The 16,925-nt window shown below is 32.0% G+C and carries 15 protein-coding genes; 1 reads left to right on the top strand and 14 read right to left on the bottom strand.

The window, feature by feature from the left end; translation table 11 throughout:
• Positions 1-47 precede the first annotated feature (47 nt).
• From rfbB to pssD, 14 genes are all read right to left on the bottom strand, one after another.
• Positions 48-1,076 carry a dTDP-glucose 4,6-dehydratase gene (gene rfbB / locus M2098_RS09980; RefSeq protein WP_280684093.1) on the bottom strand — a complete coding sequence of 343 codons (1,029 nt, stop codon included), beginning with the start codon at positions 1,074-1,076 and terminating at the stop codon, positions 48-50.
• A gap of 2 nt (positions 1,077-1,078) precedes the next feature.
• Entirely contained in the window at positions 1,079-1,654 is a 576-nt protein-coding gene (gene rfbC, locus M2098_RS09975) for a dTDP-4-dehydrorhamnose 3,5-epimerase (RefSeq protein ID WP_280684091.1), read from the bottom strand.
• 10 nt (positions 1,655-1,664) lie between these two features.
• On the bottom strand, positions 1,665-2,543 hold the full coding sequence (gene rfbA / locus M2098_RS09970) for a glucose-1-phosphate thymidylyltransferase RfbA (protein WP_280684089.1): 879 nt from the start codon (positions 2,541-2,543) through the stop codon (positions 1,665-1,667).
• A 74-nt stretch (positions 2,544-2,617) separates the two neighbouring features.
• A complete protein-coding gene (locus M2098_RS09965; RefSeq protein WP_280684087.1) occupies positions 2,618-3,775 on the bottom strand; it encodes a MerR family transcriptional regulator in 1,158 nt (385 codons plus the stop codon).
• A 66-nt stretch (positions 3,776-3,841) separates the two neighbouring features.
• Complete coding sequence (gene thrS, locus M2098_RS09960) at positions 3,842-5,572, bottom strand: threonine--tRNA ligase (protein WP_280684085.1); 1,731 nt, start codon at positions 5,570-5,572, stop codon at positions 3,842-3,844.
• Between the two features lie 287 nt (positions 5,573-5,859).
• The gene (locus tag M2098_RS09955) at positions 5,860-7,809 is read right to left on the bottom strand and encodes a hypothetical protein (RefSeq protein WP_280684083.1); all 1,950 of its coding nucleotides are present in this window, start codon (positions 7,807-7,809) and stop codon (positions 5,860-5,862) included.
• Positions 7,810-7,836: 27 nt separating this feature from the next.
• Positions 7,837-9,825: a glycosyltransferase gene (locus M2098_RS09950; RefSeq protein ID WP_280684081.1), complete on the bottom strand. Its 1,989-nt coding sequence runs from the start codon at positions 9,823-9,825 to the stop codon at positions 7,837-7,839.
• A gap of 14 nt (positions 9,826-9,839) precedes the next feature.
• A complete protein-coding gene (locus M2098_RS09945; RefSeq protein ID WP_280684079.1) occupies positions 9,840-10,628 on the bottom strand; it encodes an ABC transporter permease in 789 nt (262 codons plus the stop codon).
• Positions 10,625-11,782, bottom strand: a complete 1,158-nt coding sequence (locus M2098_RS09940; protein WP_280684076.1) for an ABC transporter ATP-binding protein — start codon at positions 11,780-11,782, stop codon at positions 10,625-10,627. Before M2098_RS09940 ends, M2098_RS09945 begins: the two co-directional genes overlap by 4 nt.
• Positions 11,783-11,897: 115 nt before the next feature.
• Positions 11,898-12,875 carry a glycosyltransferase family 2 protein gene (locus tag M2098_RS09935; RefSeq protein ID WP_280684074.1) on the bottom strand — a complete coding sequence of 326 codons (978 nt, stop codon included), beginning with the start codon at positions 12,873-12,875 and terminating at the stop codon, positions 11,898-11,900.
• Between the two features lie 8 nt (positions 12,876-12,883).
• Positions 12,884-13,831, bottom strand: coding sequence for a glycosyltransferase family 2 protein (locus M2098_RS09930; protein WP_280684072.1), 948 nt, complete (start codon positions 13,829-13,831; stop codon positions 12,884-12,886).
• A gap of 8 nt (positions 13,832-13,839) precedes the next feature.
• On the bottom strand, positions 13,840-14,742 hold the full coding sequence (locus M2098_RS09925) for a glycosyltransferase (protein ID WP_280684119.1): 903 nt from the start codon (positions 14,740-14,742) through the stop codon (positions 13,840-13,842).
• Between the two features lie 60 nt (positions 14,743-14,802).
• The gene (gene pssE / locus M2098_RS09920) at positions 14,803-15,279 is read right to left on the bottom strand and encodes a PssE/Cps14G family polysaccharide biosynthesis glycosyltransferase (protein WP_280684070.1); all 477 of its coding nucleotides are present in this window, start codon (positions 15,277-15,279) and stop codon (positions 14,803-14,805) included.
• A complete protein-coding gene (gene pssD, locus M2098_RS09915) occupies positions 15,279-15,749 on the bottom strand; it encodes a PssD/Cps14F family polysaccharide biosynthesis glycosyltransferase (RefSeq protein ID WP_280684068.1) in 471 nt (156 codons plus the stop codon). The genes pssE and pssD overlap by 1 nt, the downstream gene beginning before the upstream one ends.
• A 92-nt stretch (positions 15,750-15,841) precedes the next feature.
• Here pssD and M2098_RS09910 point away from each other — a divergent pair, with 92 nt between their 5' ends.
• Complete coding sequence (locus M2098_RS09910) at positions 15,842-16,795, top strand: glycosyltransferase (RefSeq protein WP_280684066.1); 954 nt, start codon at positions 15,842-15,844, stop codon at positions 16,793-16,795.
• Positions 16,796-16,925 lie beyond the last annotated feature (130 nt).

Here is a 16,925-nt window from a genome sequence, read left to right as displayed (position 1 = left end):
TAATTCTATCACAGTTAACAACAAAAAGAATCTTTTTCAAGATTCTCTTAAACTCTACCTTTATCTTTATACATCTTGTCAAAGTATTGTTGGTATTCACCAGAAATGATGTTTTCCCACCATTCTTTATTATCTAAATACCATTGGATTGTTTCTTTCATACCAGTGTCAAAATTGTATTTTGGTTCCCAACCTAATTCAGTTTCTAATTTCTTTGGATCAATCGCATAACGCATATCGTGTCCAGGACGATCTGTTACATATGTAATTAAATCTTCTGATTTTCCTAGTTGGCTAAGAATTGTTTTTACAACTTGTAAGTTTGTACGTTCGTTGTGTCCACCAATGTTGTATACACATCCATCTGCACCCTTACGAATAATTAAATCGATAGCAACACAGTGGTCGTATACATGTAACCAGTCACGTACGTTTTCCCCTTTACCATAAACTGGTAAAGTTTCTTCAGCTAATGCTCTTGAAATAATAACTGGAATTAACTTTTCTGGGAATTGGTATGGTCCGTAGTTGTTTGAACAACGTGAGATACTTACAGGCATTCCAAAAGTTCTTCCATATGCCCCTACAAACAAGTCAGCAGCTGCTTTACTTGAACTGTATGGACTTGATGTATGAAGTGGTGTTTCCTCAGTAAAGAATAAATCTGGACGATCTAATGGTAAATCACCGTAAACTTCATCTGTTGATACTTGGTGAAATCTTTTGATTCCATATTCTTTTGCAGCATCTAATAATGTAGTAGTTCCTAATACGTTTGTTCTTACGAAACTTTCTGGATCTTCAATACTACGGTCAACGTGTGACTCAGCAGCAAAGTTAACAACTACATCAAATTTTTCTTTTTCAAATAAGTCAAAAATGAATTCACGATCTGCAATATCACCTTTTACAAATTTATAGTTCTTCTTATCTTCTACTGGTTTTAATGTTTCTAAATTTCCAGCGTATGTTAATAAATCTAAACAAACAATTTCATCTTCAGGATATTTGTCAACCATGTACATGACAAAGTTCGCACCAATAAATCCTGCTCCACCTGTTACTAAAAATTTCATAATTATTTTACCTCTCCGTATGTAAAGTTGGCATCACTTTCATCAAGTGTTGGGCCATTCATATCTTTTTCGCTTAAAATCGGTTCAATACCATTTAGTAATGTTCCCCAATCTACATTGATTGATGGATCATCATAACGAATTCCACGATCACATTCTTTTGAATATAAGTTATCAACTTTGTATTGGAATTCAACATCATCAGTTAAACATAAGAATCCGTGTGCAAATCCTCTAGGGATAAAAAACATTTTTTTGTTTTCTGCACTTAATTCCACGCTAACCCACTTCTTATAAGTTGGGCTTCCTTTACGGATATCCACTGCAACATCAATTACAGTTCCTTTTGTACAACGAACCAACTTTGCTTGTGCACATGGTTCATTTTGCCAGTGAAGTCCACGTAGTGTTCCGGCTTTTGCTGACATACTGTGATTATCTTGTACAAAGATATTGTCAATTCCTGCTTCAGCAAATTTGTTTGTTGAGTAGGTTTCCATAAACCATCCTCTATGATCACCAAACACATCTGGTTCAATGATTTTTACTTCTTTAATTTCTGTATCTATTACTTTCATCTTCGCTTCCTTAATCTACATACTTACGATCAATAATTCGTTTAAGATATGTACCGTATTGGTTTTTCTTATATATTTCATATGTTTCTTTTAATTCATCAATTGAAATCCAACCTTGATCAAATGCAATTTCTTCTAAACATGCAATCTTACGATTTTGATGTGTCTCAATTGTATATACAAAATTTGTTGCATCTGCTAATGACTCATGTGTTCCTGTATCTAACCATGTAAAGCCATCATTTAATAATGTAACATTTAATTCACCTGACTCAAGGTAAATACGGTTTAAGTCAGTGATTTCAAGTTCACCACGTGCACTAGGTGCTAAGTTTTTTGCATATTCAACAACTTTATTGTCATAGAAATACAGTCCTGTAACTGCATAATTTGATTTTGGTTGTTCTGGTTTTTCTTCTAATGAAATTGCTTGTCCAGCTTCATCGAATTCAACAACACCGAAACGTTCTGGATCTTCTACATAGTATCCAAAGACAGTTGCTCCTTTTTCTTTGTTTGCAGCAGCTACTAAGCGTTTTGTTAAGCCATGTCCATGGAAAATATTATCTCCAAGTATCATCGCTACACTATCATCACCGATAAAATCTTCACCGATAATAAATGCTTGTGCTAAACCATCTGGTGATGGTTGTACTTTGTACTCTAATGAAATACCAAATTGTTTTCCATCACCTAACAACTCTTTAAAACGAGGTGTATCTTGAGGTGTTGAAATAATTAATATTTCTTTGATTCCCGCACTCATCAAAATTGATAGTGGGTAATAAATCATTGGTTTGTCATATACAGGTAATAATTGTTTACTAGTTACTTTTGTCAGTGGGTATAAACGAGTTCCACTTCCTCCAGCCAAAATGATTCCTTTCATTTAGAAATCCTCCTTGTATCATATCTACTATACTAAACCATTACGTAACGTCAAGGTCAACACTAAAAATGATTTCACATATTCTTACATATAAATAAACAAGCCTCTTTATTCACCAACAATCCATTATCCTTCAGTTTATCTTCTAAGAATGAAATAAACTCGTCACTTCGATTTCCGATAACACTTAATTGGTTACCATGACAACTCATTATATAGTCATAAAGATCACTAGCACTAGTTACAAGTAGTTGATCTTGGTATGTGTGCATTTCAACATCAGCAAAATATTTCCTAAGTTGACGTTTACCATTCTCCATACCAAATACCTCATATAAAGGTTCATCAGAAAGCGTAATTCGATTGTCAAATTCTTTTGCAATATCTGTAATCTCTTTTAAATGATTCTTACTATAGGTCGTAGTATAAAAAACACCTTTATCATCTAAGACACGTACAATCTCTTTTATTCCACTTTTCATGTCGTGAAGATAAAACAATGTATGATTTGCAATAACTACATCAAAGTAATGATCTTTAAAAGGTATATTTTCTAATGGGAAACATAAAAAGTTAAAATCATTTCCTAAGTTCTTTCGTGCGCTTTCAACCATTCCTTCACTTTTGTCACTCAAGAAAATCTCTCTGTGTCGAAAACTTATTTTTCTATTCTTCCAAAGACTACCTTCACCACAACCAACTTCGAGTATTCGGTTTGTATGAGTAAGTTTAATTTGCGAATAAATCCAATCGTACCAATCAACTTTTCCTACTGTATATTTTTGATGAAGTGAAATACGTGTTGTCAGTTGATGTGAATCCTTATAATGTTCAATAATTCCATCTCCAGTCAATAAATGCATTAGATGCATCATTTTATCCCAATCTATACGCCTTCCTTCAATTGACTTCTCTGTTACTTCAATTGCTTGTTTTAAGTTTCGAAAATAATCCAGTTTCTGATTTACTAATTCCTTTTGTGTATTCAACATGTCAACTAAACTCTTGCGGTCCTTACGAGAAATTAGAATCTGAATATCTTCTAAGCTAAATCCAATCTGTTTTAAAATAAGGATATTTTGGAGCTTAATAAAATCATTATCTGTATACATCCGATACTTATTATCTGGATTTATACTTGGTTTAAGTAAACCCTTTTTATCATAGAAACGTAATGTTCGTTCAGTTACTCCAGCTTTTTTTGCGAATTCTCCTGTGTAATATTTATTCATATCTGTATTATATCTCATATGCAAAAAAAGAGAAATGTCACCAAATCATTTCTCTTTTCACAATTTTTATTCTTTTGTTTCAATTTCTTTTGTTACTAATGCAACGAATTCTTCTTGTGATACAGTTGTCGTTTTTTGTTCACCATAACGACGGAAACTAATTGTTTTTTCATCACGTTCAGTATCTCCTAAAATCAACATAAATGGTGATTTCTTCATTTGGTTCTCACGGATTCTGTATCCTAATTTTTCTTCACGTGCATCTAAATCAACACGAATACCTTGTGCTTTTAATAATTCTACAACTTCATTTGCATAGTCTAAATGGTATTCATTTTTAACTGGCAAGACCGCTACTTGAACAGGTGCTAACCAAGTTGGGAATGCTCCTGCATAGTGTTCAATCAGAATTCCAATGAAACGTTCAATTGATCCAAAGATCGCACGATGTAACATAACTGGGCGTTTCTTTGTTCCATCTGCATCAACATATGTTAAGTCAAAACGTTCAGGTAAGTTTGCATCAAGTTGGATTGTACCACATTGCCAGCTTCTTCCTAATGAATCACGAATGTGGAAGTCTAGTTTTGGACCATAGAATGCTCCATCACCTGGGTTAAGTTTCCATTCTTTCCCACTTGCTTCAATTGCTTTTTGTAAGATTGCTTCACTTTTATCCCATGACTCAATTGTTCCAATATATTTATCTTCTGGACGAGTACTTAATTCAATACGGTAATCCAGTTTAAATGTTGAATAAATCTTATCGATTAATTTTAATAAACGTAGGATTTCACTTTCGATTTGATCTTCACGCATAAAGATATGTGCATCATCTTGTGTGAATGTACGTACGCGGAATAAACCATTTAGAGCTCCACTAGCTTCATGACGGTGAACTTGTCCTAACTCTCCTGAGCGAATTGGAAGATCTTTATATGAATGCAATCCATTCTTATATACTAACATTCCACCTGGACAGTTCATTGGTTTAATTGCATAAACACGGTCATCTACATCACAAGTATACATATTGTCTTGATAGTTTGCCCAGTGTCCACTTAATTCCCATAATTCTTTTGACATCATAATTGGTGTCTTAATAAATGAGTAATCATCTTTATGCACTTCATACCAGAATTCTTCTAGTAAGTTACGAATAATCATTCCATTTGGTAAGAAAAATGGCATACCAGGTGCGTACTCACTCATCATAAAGATATCTAACTCACGACCTAATTTCTTGTGGTCACGACGTTTTGCTTCTTCAAGTAAATTTAAGTATGCTTCTAAATCTTCTTTTGTTTCAAAACATACTCCATAGATACGTTGTAATACTTTATTGTTTTTGTCACCTTTCCAGTATGCACCAGAGTGTTTCATTAACTTAAAGTTTTTGACTTCTTTTACAGTATCTACGTGTGGCCCACGACAAAGATCCACAAAGCCTCCTTGACGATATACAGTAATTGTTCCATCTTCTAGATCATTAATTAAATCAAGTTTGTATTCGTCATCTTTAAACATTTCAATAGCTTCTGCTTTTGAAATTTCTTCTCTGACAATACGTTTCCCATCTTTAATAATCTTTTTCATTTCTTTTTCGATTTTAGGAATATCTTCATCACGAATTACATCTTCTCCTAAATCGATATCATAGTAAAATCCTTCTTCTACTACTGGTCCTACCCAAAATTTAGCTTGTGGGTAAAGGTGTTTTACTGCTTGCGCTAATACGTGAGCAGCTGAATGATTTAATCGGTTTAATCGTTCATCATTTAAAAAATCCATGTTCATAATCGTTATCTCCTTATAAAAAAAGCATCCACCCCAAAGGACGAATGCATCGTGTTACCACCTTAATTCGTGTAATAATCTATTACACCTCAAACCTCTTAACGCGAGTGACGGAACATCTTTCGAGTTCAACTCCAAGGTAGTAAATCAAACATCTCTCATAAAGCTTTCACCAACCGCTTTACTCTCTACATCAATTTGCATGATTGTTGTCCTTTTCATAGTTGTTATGTACGTTATACAACGTATTATTAAATGTGTCAAGAGCAATAATCATCATTAACAACTCATTTGTTTACTACATCAATTTTTACATCATCAATCGAAAAAGACTCATTGATATACATTGTATACACGTCATCCACTTTTATAACTTTATTAAAACCTAACTTTTCAAACACCGGCTTATCTGCTTCAATATTTGAACTAACTTTTACTATACAATTAATAGGATATTTATTTAATAAAGTTTGTATTTCAGTAAGTTCATCTTCAATCATTTCTGGTCCAACTCTCATGAATAACTGTTGGTCATCAATATTATAACCTTTGTAAATACTTTGTTTGTTCTTGTACTCCATTTCAATACGAAGTGTTGCAGTCAACGAAATACAGTTAGGTGCAAATGCTCTAAGTATTGAACTTGGAAAGTGTGCATAGTCCCCAAATGTTAAACCTGCTGGAAGGACGATTGCCAGTTTTCTACCAGTTTTTTCATAATAATCTTCAACTTGATTAGCCAAATGTACAGTAGATTTATGAACAAATTGCTTGTTTCCATACCATAATCCTGCCGTTCTTCTCATTTTTTGTGGGGTTAGATAATATAAATTTGCAGTTGTTAGTATAGAAATGGCACATACAAGACTAGATAATGCAATTCGTTGAAGTTCTTTCTTTGATAGAGAAACAACTAAATACATTAAAATAAAATATGCAGTTAACATCAAACAACCATATGAAGCCAAAATCATTCTTTCCAATGCAAACTCATATTGTGTGAATAAGGCAATAACTGAATTGACTGTCGGAGTAACAAGTAAAAAAAGTGTTATTGAAAAAATTATAACTATTCTTTTTACTGCTATTTCTCGTTTTTTTATTGCATATACAAGAATAATGATGATTGTTAGATATAAAATCAAATTACTTTTGTTTGCTACTAAGCTTTTAACCATCGTCTTACTTAAAATAGGATCATACGGTAAAATGAACGATGTACCAACAATAGCAATTATCGTAATTAGAATTGCTCCATACCTTATTTTCCAATTCGAATTAGATGTTAGTAAAAACGAAATAAGACCACCGATTCCAGCAACAAAAATAATAGGAACTGCAATTGATGATTTGGAAATCAAAGCTACACTTATAATAAAAAATGAAACAACTTTAGATATAGTAATTTCTTTCATATCTAAAAACAAACCAAAAAGCAATACTGGACCCGCCCCCATAACAAAAGTCGATCCAAAATGAGTTGCTGTTGAGAAGCGCCAAGCTTCACCTGCATCATTGATAAATTTAACTATACAGATTAAACAAAGAAAATAAGCTCCTATACTTAATACTTGTAGTGCTATGTTTTTATACTTCTCACTAACAATCTTCTTACCAAATATATAAATTGCATTTAACATTGCATATGCATTTAGGAAGTTCATAGAAATTCTTGCATATACAACAGACGATACATTGAACAAGTATACGAAGAACGAAGATTCTAATTCATACGTATTTAGTTTGTATGAAAAAGGTTCTGTAATAAGTAAACCTGTCTCTGGATTTGTTGAGAAAGGTGTTTTTTCATATGGTAAAGACGCGATTTTCGACAAGTAGTACCCATCATCAGTATTATTTAATTTCCATAGCATTTCTGGAAATTGTAATGTGAAGAATACAATTATAATCGCCCCTATAAAGAGAACTATATTATTTGATACATATTCTTTAAACGAAATTGTCGACAAATCGATTCTTTTCTTTCGAATCGAGATAATAATAAATACTAATATACTTAAAAGCAAAAGTATTTCAAAAATGAAATAGTATATCCACTTACCATTTACAATTTGTAGTGGAATTCCAAAACAAGCATTTATAAATGTATATAGTATAAACCCTTTTATAAAATTAGAGTGGTATGATTTTATATTCTTTGAAACTGCTGCTCCAAAAAATTGAAGAAAAACAACGAAAAAAACTGGGAATATCAAACATATAAAATAATTATACATATACTATTTCATCCTCCTCTTCTCTTATCATTTCTTTATATCCAAACGATATGCTGCCTGTGTTGATAGATTTTCATTGTAATACATGTCAGAAGCTACATCGATTCCTTGTTGTTTCCAATGCATCATTGTTGACTTGTGAAGGTCATGACGTGTATTGGATTTCTTTGACTGAGCTTCTATATCACTTAAGCAAATATTTCGCATACCACTTTCATGTACACGAAGCATAAAGTCATAATATATATCTTCCAAATCTATATCATTAGCAAAGCCATTTACTGCATTTAATGTTTCTTTATTAAACATAAAGCAAACATCTTCAAGAATTCGATAATTGTTTGGAACTAATAATGTTCCATATACACCAAAGTCTTCTCTATATGTAACAAAAGTTAATGGTAATAATGTTTCATTTTCTAAAAAGTACCCACTATCCACAATATATTTATTTTTATTAAGAATTTTAGTTCCAACTACACCTATTTCATTTTGCATTGAATATCCTGACATCAATTCTATTGCATCAAATATATATATAATAGTTCCTTGTCTCAAAATCATTGTATATTCATATAAATCACTTACTTTATTTAATGTTTCAGCAAGTGTTTTTTCTATTTGAACAACTTTATGAGGATAAACAAAGTCAACCACTTTTGATGTGACTTTTTCATAGTCATTTTTATCACATACAAATGTAAAGATTAATTGTTTATTGAACATCTCTGCTGCAGTAGTTTTTACTGGAGTTAAAAAGTCATCATTCACCTTTTCGATTGGGACTACAACATTCACTATTGGTTCTTCTTCTAGGAAGTATTCAACAGAATAATTAGTCGCAATTACTACATTAACTTCTGCATTCACGCCTTTTTTATTCAATAAATCTTGTAATGCACTTCGGCCTGCTTCCCCAGCGTAATTCTTAGAACCTGAATCTAATGCAGTAGAACCAGGAATCATTCTCCAATGATAAAGAATTTTAGGAACATGACGGAACTTCTTTGTTACTTCTGTTATTCTTAAAAACAAATCAAAATCCTGAGCTCCTTCATACCCTTTTCTAAATCCACCAATTTCATCCATTATAGTTTTTCTAACCGCATTTAGATGGCAAATGTAATTTCCTCCATAGAGTTTATCAATAGCTAATTCCGGCTTAAACTGTGGATCACTACGATTTCCCTCAGTATCTATTTTATCTTCATCGCTATAAATGAAATCAATTTCTGGGTCCTCATTTAAAACTCTTACAAACTCGTTAAATGCCTGTGGAACAATCACATCATCATTATCCATCATTACAATATAATCTCCTGTCGCAATGGATAAAGCAGAGTTACTAGCTTCAGAAATATGACCATTAGTCTCACGATAGAAAACATGTATTCTACTATCCTTTTTTTCAAATTCCTTTAGCGTTTGTATTGTCTCAGAGTTAGTTGAGCAGTCATCCGCCAAACAAATCTCAAAGTTTTGATATGTCTGATTTAAAATAGATTCCAGACACTCTGTTAAATATTTTCTACTTACATTGTAGACCGGAATAATCACCGAAAACTTTGGGTTATATTTATATGTCTCTACTGGACTGAATCTTTCATATTCAGCAATCCATTGATAATAATCTTTAACATTTTTTGGATCACCTGTTTTCGAGTATGTTGATGGAAAATCACGTATTACTTCTTTCTTGAAATCTTTCAATTTATCTCTTTGAAATTTCTGTGCAAAACGCTTCCATGGCGTACTTTCAAATGTAGTTAATTCTTCAACATGTCCGTCTTTTTCAATAGCCAAGATTCTATATTTATCTACTAGCTTTCCTTTTATTTCAGTGCGAACACTAAAAGAATGAGTTTTAGACTTAGTAGGTTTGAATTCAATCTCATACAAAGTATCCTTCTCATTCTTAATTTCTATTTTTACAACACTACTTTCAACCCATCCACTAAAAAACAAAAAGGGGTTTTTAATTCCATATAGGTCACATTCTCTAATATTAAAACGCATGATAATCCTCTATTCTAGATTTCTTCAGCAAATCCTTTTTCTAACTTTCTAAATATAACAAGTCCGATTAAAAACACAAGTATAGAAATTACTACAATAAGTAATCCCATTTTCATGTCTGGTACTACATGATACATGAAAACATCTCTGTATGCGTTCATAAAAGTTGTTAATGGATTAATTTCGACTAATTTCACTAAGATTCCAGGAACATCTCCTGTAAACTGATTCATCTTATATAAAATTGGTGTTCCATAAAACAACATATTAACAATAAAAGTTACAATATACTCGATATCTTTAACATATATATTAATTGCACTTAATGCCAAAATTAATCCAAGCGAAAACAGCATTTGGATTGCGCCAATGATAGGTACTAATAATATATGCCAAGAAATACCATATCCACCAATTAATACAAATATTAAAACAATAATACATGAGATTAAGAAATTCACATATCCACTAATTGCCACTGAGATTGGTAAAATTTCTCTTGGAAAATAAACCTTTTTCACAATACCGGCATTATAACGAATACTTGTTACTCCTTGTGTAATAACTGTTGTAAAAAAAGTCCAAGGGATAATACCAACAACTAAATAAATTAAATAATTATCAGTACCCTTTATATCCATCAAGTAGGGGAAAACAAGTGCGTAAACAAGCACTTGTAAAAGTGGATTGATAAAAGACCAAATGACACCTAAAAAGGATCCTTTATATTTCCCTCTAATTTCTTTCTTTATATTACTTTTCAGCAATTCGCGATATTGATATAAATTTTGTATTAGTTTCATTTTGATACCTCTACGACACGGAAAACATTTTCTTCTTTTGTAATTAATTGACCCTCAGGTGTCTCTGTAATTAATGTTATTTTGTGCTCACCTGGATTTAGTTTTGTTACGTCTACTTCAACTTCCCAACCAGCTTTATCATTTGCCTCAAATCCGCCGTATAAACCATCATATACAACAAACACATCAGGTCTATCTTTTCGTTTCACATCCAGAGAGTTGCCATCAATTTCTACACGGATCCGTGATTGTGGATGTTCATTTAATTCCCATCCTTCAAAAACAGCATGATTTAAATCATTATTCACTTCTTGATATCCTTTTGGAACATCAATAAAACCAACACCATTGTATGTGTTTCGTTTTTTCATAGTGTCAGCTTTTTTAATTCCTTCTTTTCGTTTCTCTTGATGATCAATACTTATTTGGTCAAGGTATTGTTCAATTACGTACGTAGGATCTCCATCGGCTTTCAATTCACCTTTATATATCCAAATTGCACGATCACACAGTTTTTCTACAGAACCTAAATCATGAGAAACAAATACAATTGTCTTATCACTTTCTCCCAATTCTGTTAATTTATCAAAACAACGTTCTTGGAAATGTTGATCACCAACTGCCAAAATTTCATCAATAAGTAAAATATCAGCATCAACGTTTATTGCAATAGAAAATGCCAAACGCATATACATCCCAGAAGAGTATGTTCTAACTGGATTATCAATAAATTCTTCTAATTCAGAAAACGCGATAATATCTTCTATTCTTGCATCTATTTCTTTTCTAGTTAGCCCAAAGATTGAAGCATTAAAATAAATGTTTTCACGTCCTGTAAAATCAGGATGAAAACCTGCTCCAAGTTCGAGAAGCGATGTTAATTTACCTTGTGTTTCCAATTTCCCTTTATTCGGATAAAGTATTTTCGTCATAAGTTTTAGTAACGTCGACTTCCCACTACCGTTCGTTCCAACTAATGCAACAGTCTCTCCTTTTTTAATATTTAAACTTATGTTTTTTAATATTAATTTATGTTCTACTTTGTCTCTATTCCAAAAAAGCAAACGTTCTTTTAATGTTTGCGGTTTATCATATGATATTTTAAAAGATTTATACAATCCTCTAACTTCAATTGCATTGTTTTTATCTTCCATCATAACTCCTTAATATGTTTAATACATTCAGTTTACTTTAGCATTTTTTCTTGTATTTAGCAATAAAACTCAAAGACTATTCAGTAGATGTTCATATTCTCAAATCATTAGATGTCTATCCTTTTTCCACCTTAAAGAAAAACAGTTTATATACAAGCCAAAAATAATAGTCTAAATAGTAATATGCATTAGTATTTGCATACATTATATAGAAATTTTCTTGTTTCATTTTCTTAGTTAGTTTTCTCATGTTAGAGAAAGAATACGTTGCAATTTTACTTCGTATTTGCCAAAAGTCTAAACATGATACTAAAGAAGATGGAACATCTTTATGCAACTGGATTAGCCACTGCTCTACTTCTTTGTATAAATCGTATTTTTCCTTAGCATATCTAGGAAAATAAAACGGTTTTGTCAATCCCGTAGTTACTGGATTAAAATTCCCTACTCCTGCTGTGTTATTTCCATGTATTCGGTACAAGGTTAATGACTCATTAAGATAATAAAGTCCATCTTGAAAACTAGCCAACATTGCTAACCATCCATCATGCAACCAATGGTCACTTACATGTTCATTTTCAATAAAGAAACTCTTTCGTAAAGCCATTGTTGCACCTGTGATACAAAATGAGTGAAGTAAAATATCTTTCCATTCACTTTGTTTGATGGGTGGCTCAAAATCTACAAGCTGATTTAATACTTGTCCTGTTGTATTCCCTTTTGCATCAATAATATCTGCATTACTTGCAACAAGTTGGATTTTTCTATCCTCAAATATAGGCATAATGCGTTCAACTTTATTCATTTGCCATACATCGTCCTGATCACAACTAAAAATAATATCTCCAGAACACATGTGATATGCTTTATAGAAGTTTTTAACAACACCTAACGAAGATTCATTTTGAATGATTTTATAAGGAATTGTTGAATCCTTTAATACTTGTTCCATGCATGCAACTGTCCCATCTGTTGAGCCATCATCACAAATAATTAATTCATCTACTTGTTGTGTCTGATTTAAAATACTTTGCAGTTGTTGTTGAATATATGCTTCTCCATTATATGTGCAAAGTGCCACAGAAATTTTCACAACATCACCTACTTCAACAAGATACGTAATAGTCCGTATCTTTTCTTATAAAACAAACGACATATCAGTTTAAATTTCCAGTTCCTTGTTTGATAGTATGGATTTTTCATCCAACCTGGATATTGTTTTTGCATGATATCGACAATCTTAGCTAACCCACTTCTACCTTCCGCAAATGGAAAGTAACGTAATGATGCAGCATGTAATAAATGCTCAATATATAACCATTCCAACTCTTGATGATAACTGTCAAGTGCACCAAAACGTTCAACTACTTCATGCAAATACTCCATTGCTCCAAAAATCGCATCTAACTTTGGACTATACTTGCTTTGATGCATTAAAGAATCATCGTGCATATTGTACAAGAACAGTGGTGTTTCGATATACGATATACCGTGTGCAACACAAGCAAGTGCTGGCATAACCGCAATATCTTCATACCTAGCAAATGTTGGAAATTCTAAATGATTATTCGTAATTAACGACTTACGAATAATTTTACGCCATGGTCCCATGTTGTTTAAAAAATATAGTTTGTTGCTATCTGCATGATATATCAAATGTTCATCAAGTAATCCATCAGTTTGATCTCGGAGTGTTTTTGCATTACACCATACAATGTCATCATTATTTTCTTCTTGTTTATTTACCAATTGTTCTAAAGCATCTAAAGTAATTGTATCATCACTATCCACAAAACAAATAAACTCGCCTTGTGCAAGCTCCACTCCTTTGTTTCTCGCCTTGGCTTGTCCTTGATTTTCTTGATGATATACAACCATACAATTATGTTTGTTTGCATATTGATCCAATATCAATTTCGATTGATCCGTGGATCCATCATTAATTACGACAATCTCATAATCTTTATATGTTTGATTTACTAAAGAGTCCAAACAATTTGTAAGATATTTCTCTGCATTATATACAGGAACTACAATACTAATTTTCATCTTTTCACCTATATATAACCTTTCAAACTATCCAAATCTTCATGATACAGTTCCTCTAGCATATCTAACGTTTCTAAATGTGTTTCATATACATAACGACGTTTCTTAGCTGCTGTTTTCATCTTCGAACCAGTTGATACTTGTTCCATATGCATGATTTTCACCTTTGGTTGATATACGCTCAACATATGATTTCGAATCATACGAACAAATAATATGTCTTCTTCACCATAAAACATTGTCCGGTTATCCAATCCATCAAAAGCTTTCACATATACTGGCGAAAAGATCAAACAACATCCATGTAAACGAACCATTTCTTGTCTTTTAGGAACTGTCTTTTCTTCTCTAAGTTTATGACGCCATTTATCCCACATAATCAGTTTCATAATTGAACGTTTTGTAAGTAATTCAATATTTTCTCTACCCGACTTATTTTTCTTAAGTAATGCATAGATTCGTTCACGATCCTTATCTAATTCATCCAACTTCAGAATTTGGAAAGGATAAACATCTACCTTCCCATTTGGTAGATGAATTTCTGGACCAAGTACAGCAAAGTGACTTTGTTCATACTCATCTACTATTTGTTTTATAAAGTCATCTTGAATAATGAGAGTATCATTATTTAGCATGACAATAAAATCACAATGCAATTCATTTTTGGCGTACATAAATCCTTTATTATTACCACCAGAAAAACCTAAGCCTTCTTCTAAAATTAATACATGTATATTCTTATTATTTGCATAATATTTTTTTAATGTGTTTCCTGATTTGTTTGGTGATGCATTATCAACAATAACAATTTGATAATTCTCTGTATCCACTCGATTAACAATTGATTCTACACAGTTCATTGTCACTTTCTCTACTTGATAGTGCAATATAACAAAACCAAAGGAATACATATTCTTTTCATAATTTTCCATATTGACATTGTACCATAAAAAAAGAAACAAATTGAGTCCTTAAGATTCAATGAGTTCCTCCAACATTTTACAGAAATTTTCATTATTTGAGATATAGGGTTTTACACGAAATCTAGGAAGTTGTAAAATTGCATTTTCCAATTCATCAACTTGCTTACAACCAAGAATATATTCTTGCTCACTAAACTCTTTTACAATTTCTACCTGATGATTATTCTCGTGTTCTCCATATTCCACTCGTCGAGCTACAGCAATTACTTTTTTATCATGATTAATTCCATTCATGATCGTTCCAACACCGCCATGTGTAATCATATATGTACAATTTTCTATATATGAATTAAACTGATCCATTGGAATAAATCCCAGTACATCCATATTCTTACTTGTATATTTTGTGCAACCTGACTGAACGACTATCTCTTCTTGGATCAGACCTTGTTCAACAAGTTCGTCAATCTTTTCTAACAATCTCGAAAAGCTTTTATCCTGTGTTCCTAAAGTTACAAATATCATTAGAATAACCAGCCTCCATAGATAGCATCTGGATATACCTCTAACATACTTTTCCACTGAACAATAAAGTCATCAGTTATTGGATAGACAATACTTCCTGCAACAGTTTTAGTATAAATATTGGCAAATGTTTCAATCCAAATCGTTTTCTTTTTGAAGCAATGAGCAATGAAGAACATCGGAACTGCAGTGTGCGCTCCTGTTGAAATCACAACATCTGGTTTCAACTTTAAAAACAAATATAAACTACGCAAACAATTAAACGGGAATACAAAGATGTATTTTAGCATATTGTGCTTCGTTCCATACCAAAGATAATGTACTTTGTCAGGAAATGTTTGCTTTAAAGTAACATTCGATTCCGTTTTCTCGGTTACTATACAATAATCATATTTTGCATACAGTGGTTGAAGTTGTAACAACTCATTTAAATGTCCACCTGTACTGGAAATAAACATTACTTTTTTCATCGCAATCTCCTTATCCAAATTATTATACCAAATTTGAACATGAATAAGTTACTAACAATAACAAAATCACAAAAAAATGATATACTTAATTCATGGAAAATATTAAAGTAAGTGTCGTGATTCCTTTCTACAATGTAGAAAACTATATCGAACGATGTATGGAATCCTTAAAATCACAAACCCTTAATGAAATTGAATTTATTGTAGTTGACGATGGAAGTATAGATACAAGTCGTTCAATTGTAGAAAGATATCTTAATGATCCACGATTCCATTTATACACAAAAGAAAATGGTGGTTTATCTGATGCGCGCAACTTTGGAATGCAATATGTACAAGGTGAATATATGTGCTTTTTAGATAGCGATGATTATGTGGATTCTACTATGTATGAAACAATGTACAATAAAGCGATTGAAAAGAATTTAGACATGGTTTCTTGCGATTTTGTATGGGAGTATCCAAATCAATGTAGAAAAGATCAAGGACTTCAAAAGAACCCGTTACTGTTAGATGTTCGTGCAGTCGTCTGGAACAAAATGTTTCGTACAGCTATTATCAAAGAATACAATTTAACATTCATCAAAGGATTGCGGTATGAAGATGTCGCTTTTACATATTCATTTATTCCTTATATAAAACGATATGAACTCATTAACGAACCATTTGTGCATTACATCCAAAGAGATAACTCGATTGTTAATACACAAAACGAAAAAGTTAGAGATATCTATACAATACTAGATCATGTCTTTACCTACTACAAAACCCATCAAATTTATGATGCTTATGTAGACCAATTGGAATATGTAACTATCCGTTACATATTTGGTAGTTCTTTAAAACGTATCGTTAAAATAGAAAATAGTGAACTACGAAATAAAATACTTATGGAAAACTGGGATTATTTAAATGATCGATTCCCAAATTGGCGAAATAACCGATTCCTACGTAGTCTAAAGACAATGAAAAACTTTTATTTCAAATTAATTCGTTCTAAAACCATGTATCTTCTAAGTGCGAAAACATTACAACAAAGAAACTAATGGTGTGAGTCATCTGTCGAACTCACACCATTTTTTATCTAATAAACTACCCCGGGGCAGAGCCCAGAAAGCCATCCCATGGCTTTCCGACGGGGTATTTGGGTCGCTTCGCTCAAGCTGATTACACTCG

It is taken from the genome of Breznakia sp. PFB1-19 (assembly GCF_029893935.1).
Taxonomy (GTDB): Bacteria; Bacillota_I; Bacilli_A; order Erysipelotrichales; family Erysipelotrichaceae; genus Breznakia; species Breznakia blatticola.
This window is presented reverse-complemented; position numbering and strand designations above follow the sequence as displayed.

What these genes read in the sequence shown, in the direction of transcription:
- rfbB (WP_280684093.1), bottom strand. Translation starts at nt 1,076, where the DNA reads ATGAAATTTTTAGTAACAGGTGGAGCAGGATTTATTGGTGCGAACTTT.
- rfbC (WP_280684091.1), bottom strand. Translation starts at nt 1,654, where the DNA reads ATGAAAGTAATAGATACAGAAATTAAAGAAGTAAAAATCATTGAACCA.
- rfbA (WP_280684089.1), bottom strand. Translation starts at nt 2,543, where the DNA reads ATGAAAGGAATCATTTTGGCTGGAGGAAGTGGAACTCGTTTATACCCA.
- pssD (WP_280684068.1), bottom strand. Translation starts at nt 15,749, where the DNA reads ATGAAAAAAGTAATGTTTATTTCCAGTACAGGTGGACATTTAAATGAG.
- M2098_RS09965 (WP_280684087.1), bottom strand. Translation starts at nt 3,775, where the DNA reads ATGAATAAATATTACACAGGAGAATTCGCAAAAAAAGCTGGAGTAACT.
- M2098_RS09945 (WP_280684079.1), bottom strand. Translation starts at nt 10,628, where the DNA reads ATGAAACTAATACAAAATTTATATCAATATCGCGAATTGCTGAAAAGT.
- M2098_RS09925 (WP_280684119.1), bottom strand. Translation starts at nt 14,742, where the DNA reads ATGTATTCCTTTGGTTTTGTTATATTGCACTATCAAGTAGAGAAAGTG.
- M2098_RS09930 (WP_280684072.1), bottom strand. Translation starts at nt 13,831, where the DNA reads ATGAAAATTAGTATTGTAGTTCCTGTATATAATGCAGAGAAATATCTT.
- M2098_RS09955 (WP_280684083.1), bottom strand. Translation starts at nt 7,809, where the DNA reads ATGTATAATTATTTTATATGTTTGATATTCCCAGTTTTTTTCGTTGTT.
- pssE (WP_280684070.1), bottom strand. Translation starts at nt 15,279, where the DNA reads ATGATATTTGTAACTTTAGGAACACAGGATAAAAGCTTTTCGAGATTG.
- M2098_RS09910 (WP_280684066.1), top strand. Translation starts at nt 15,842, where the DNA reads ATGGAAAATATTAAAGTAAGTGTCGTGATTCCTTTCTACAATGTAGAA.
- thrS (WP_280684085.1), bottom strand. Translation starts at nt 5,572, where the DNA reads ATGAACATGGATTTTTTAAATGATGAACGATTAAACCGATTAAATCAT.
- M2098_RS09940 (WP_280684076.1), bottom strand. Translation starts at nt 11,782, where the DNA reads ATGGAAGATAAAAACAATGCAATTGAAGTTAGAGGATTGTATAAATCT.
- M2098_RS09950 (WP_280684081.1), bottom strand. Translation starts at nt 9,825, where the DNA reads ATGCGTTTTAATATTAGAGAATGTGACCTATATGGAATTAAAAACCCC.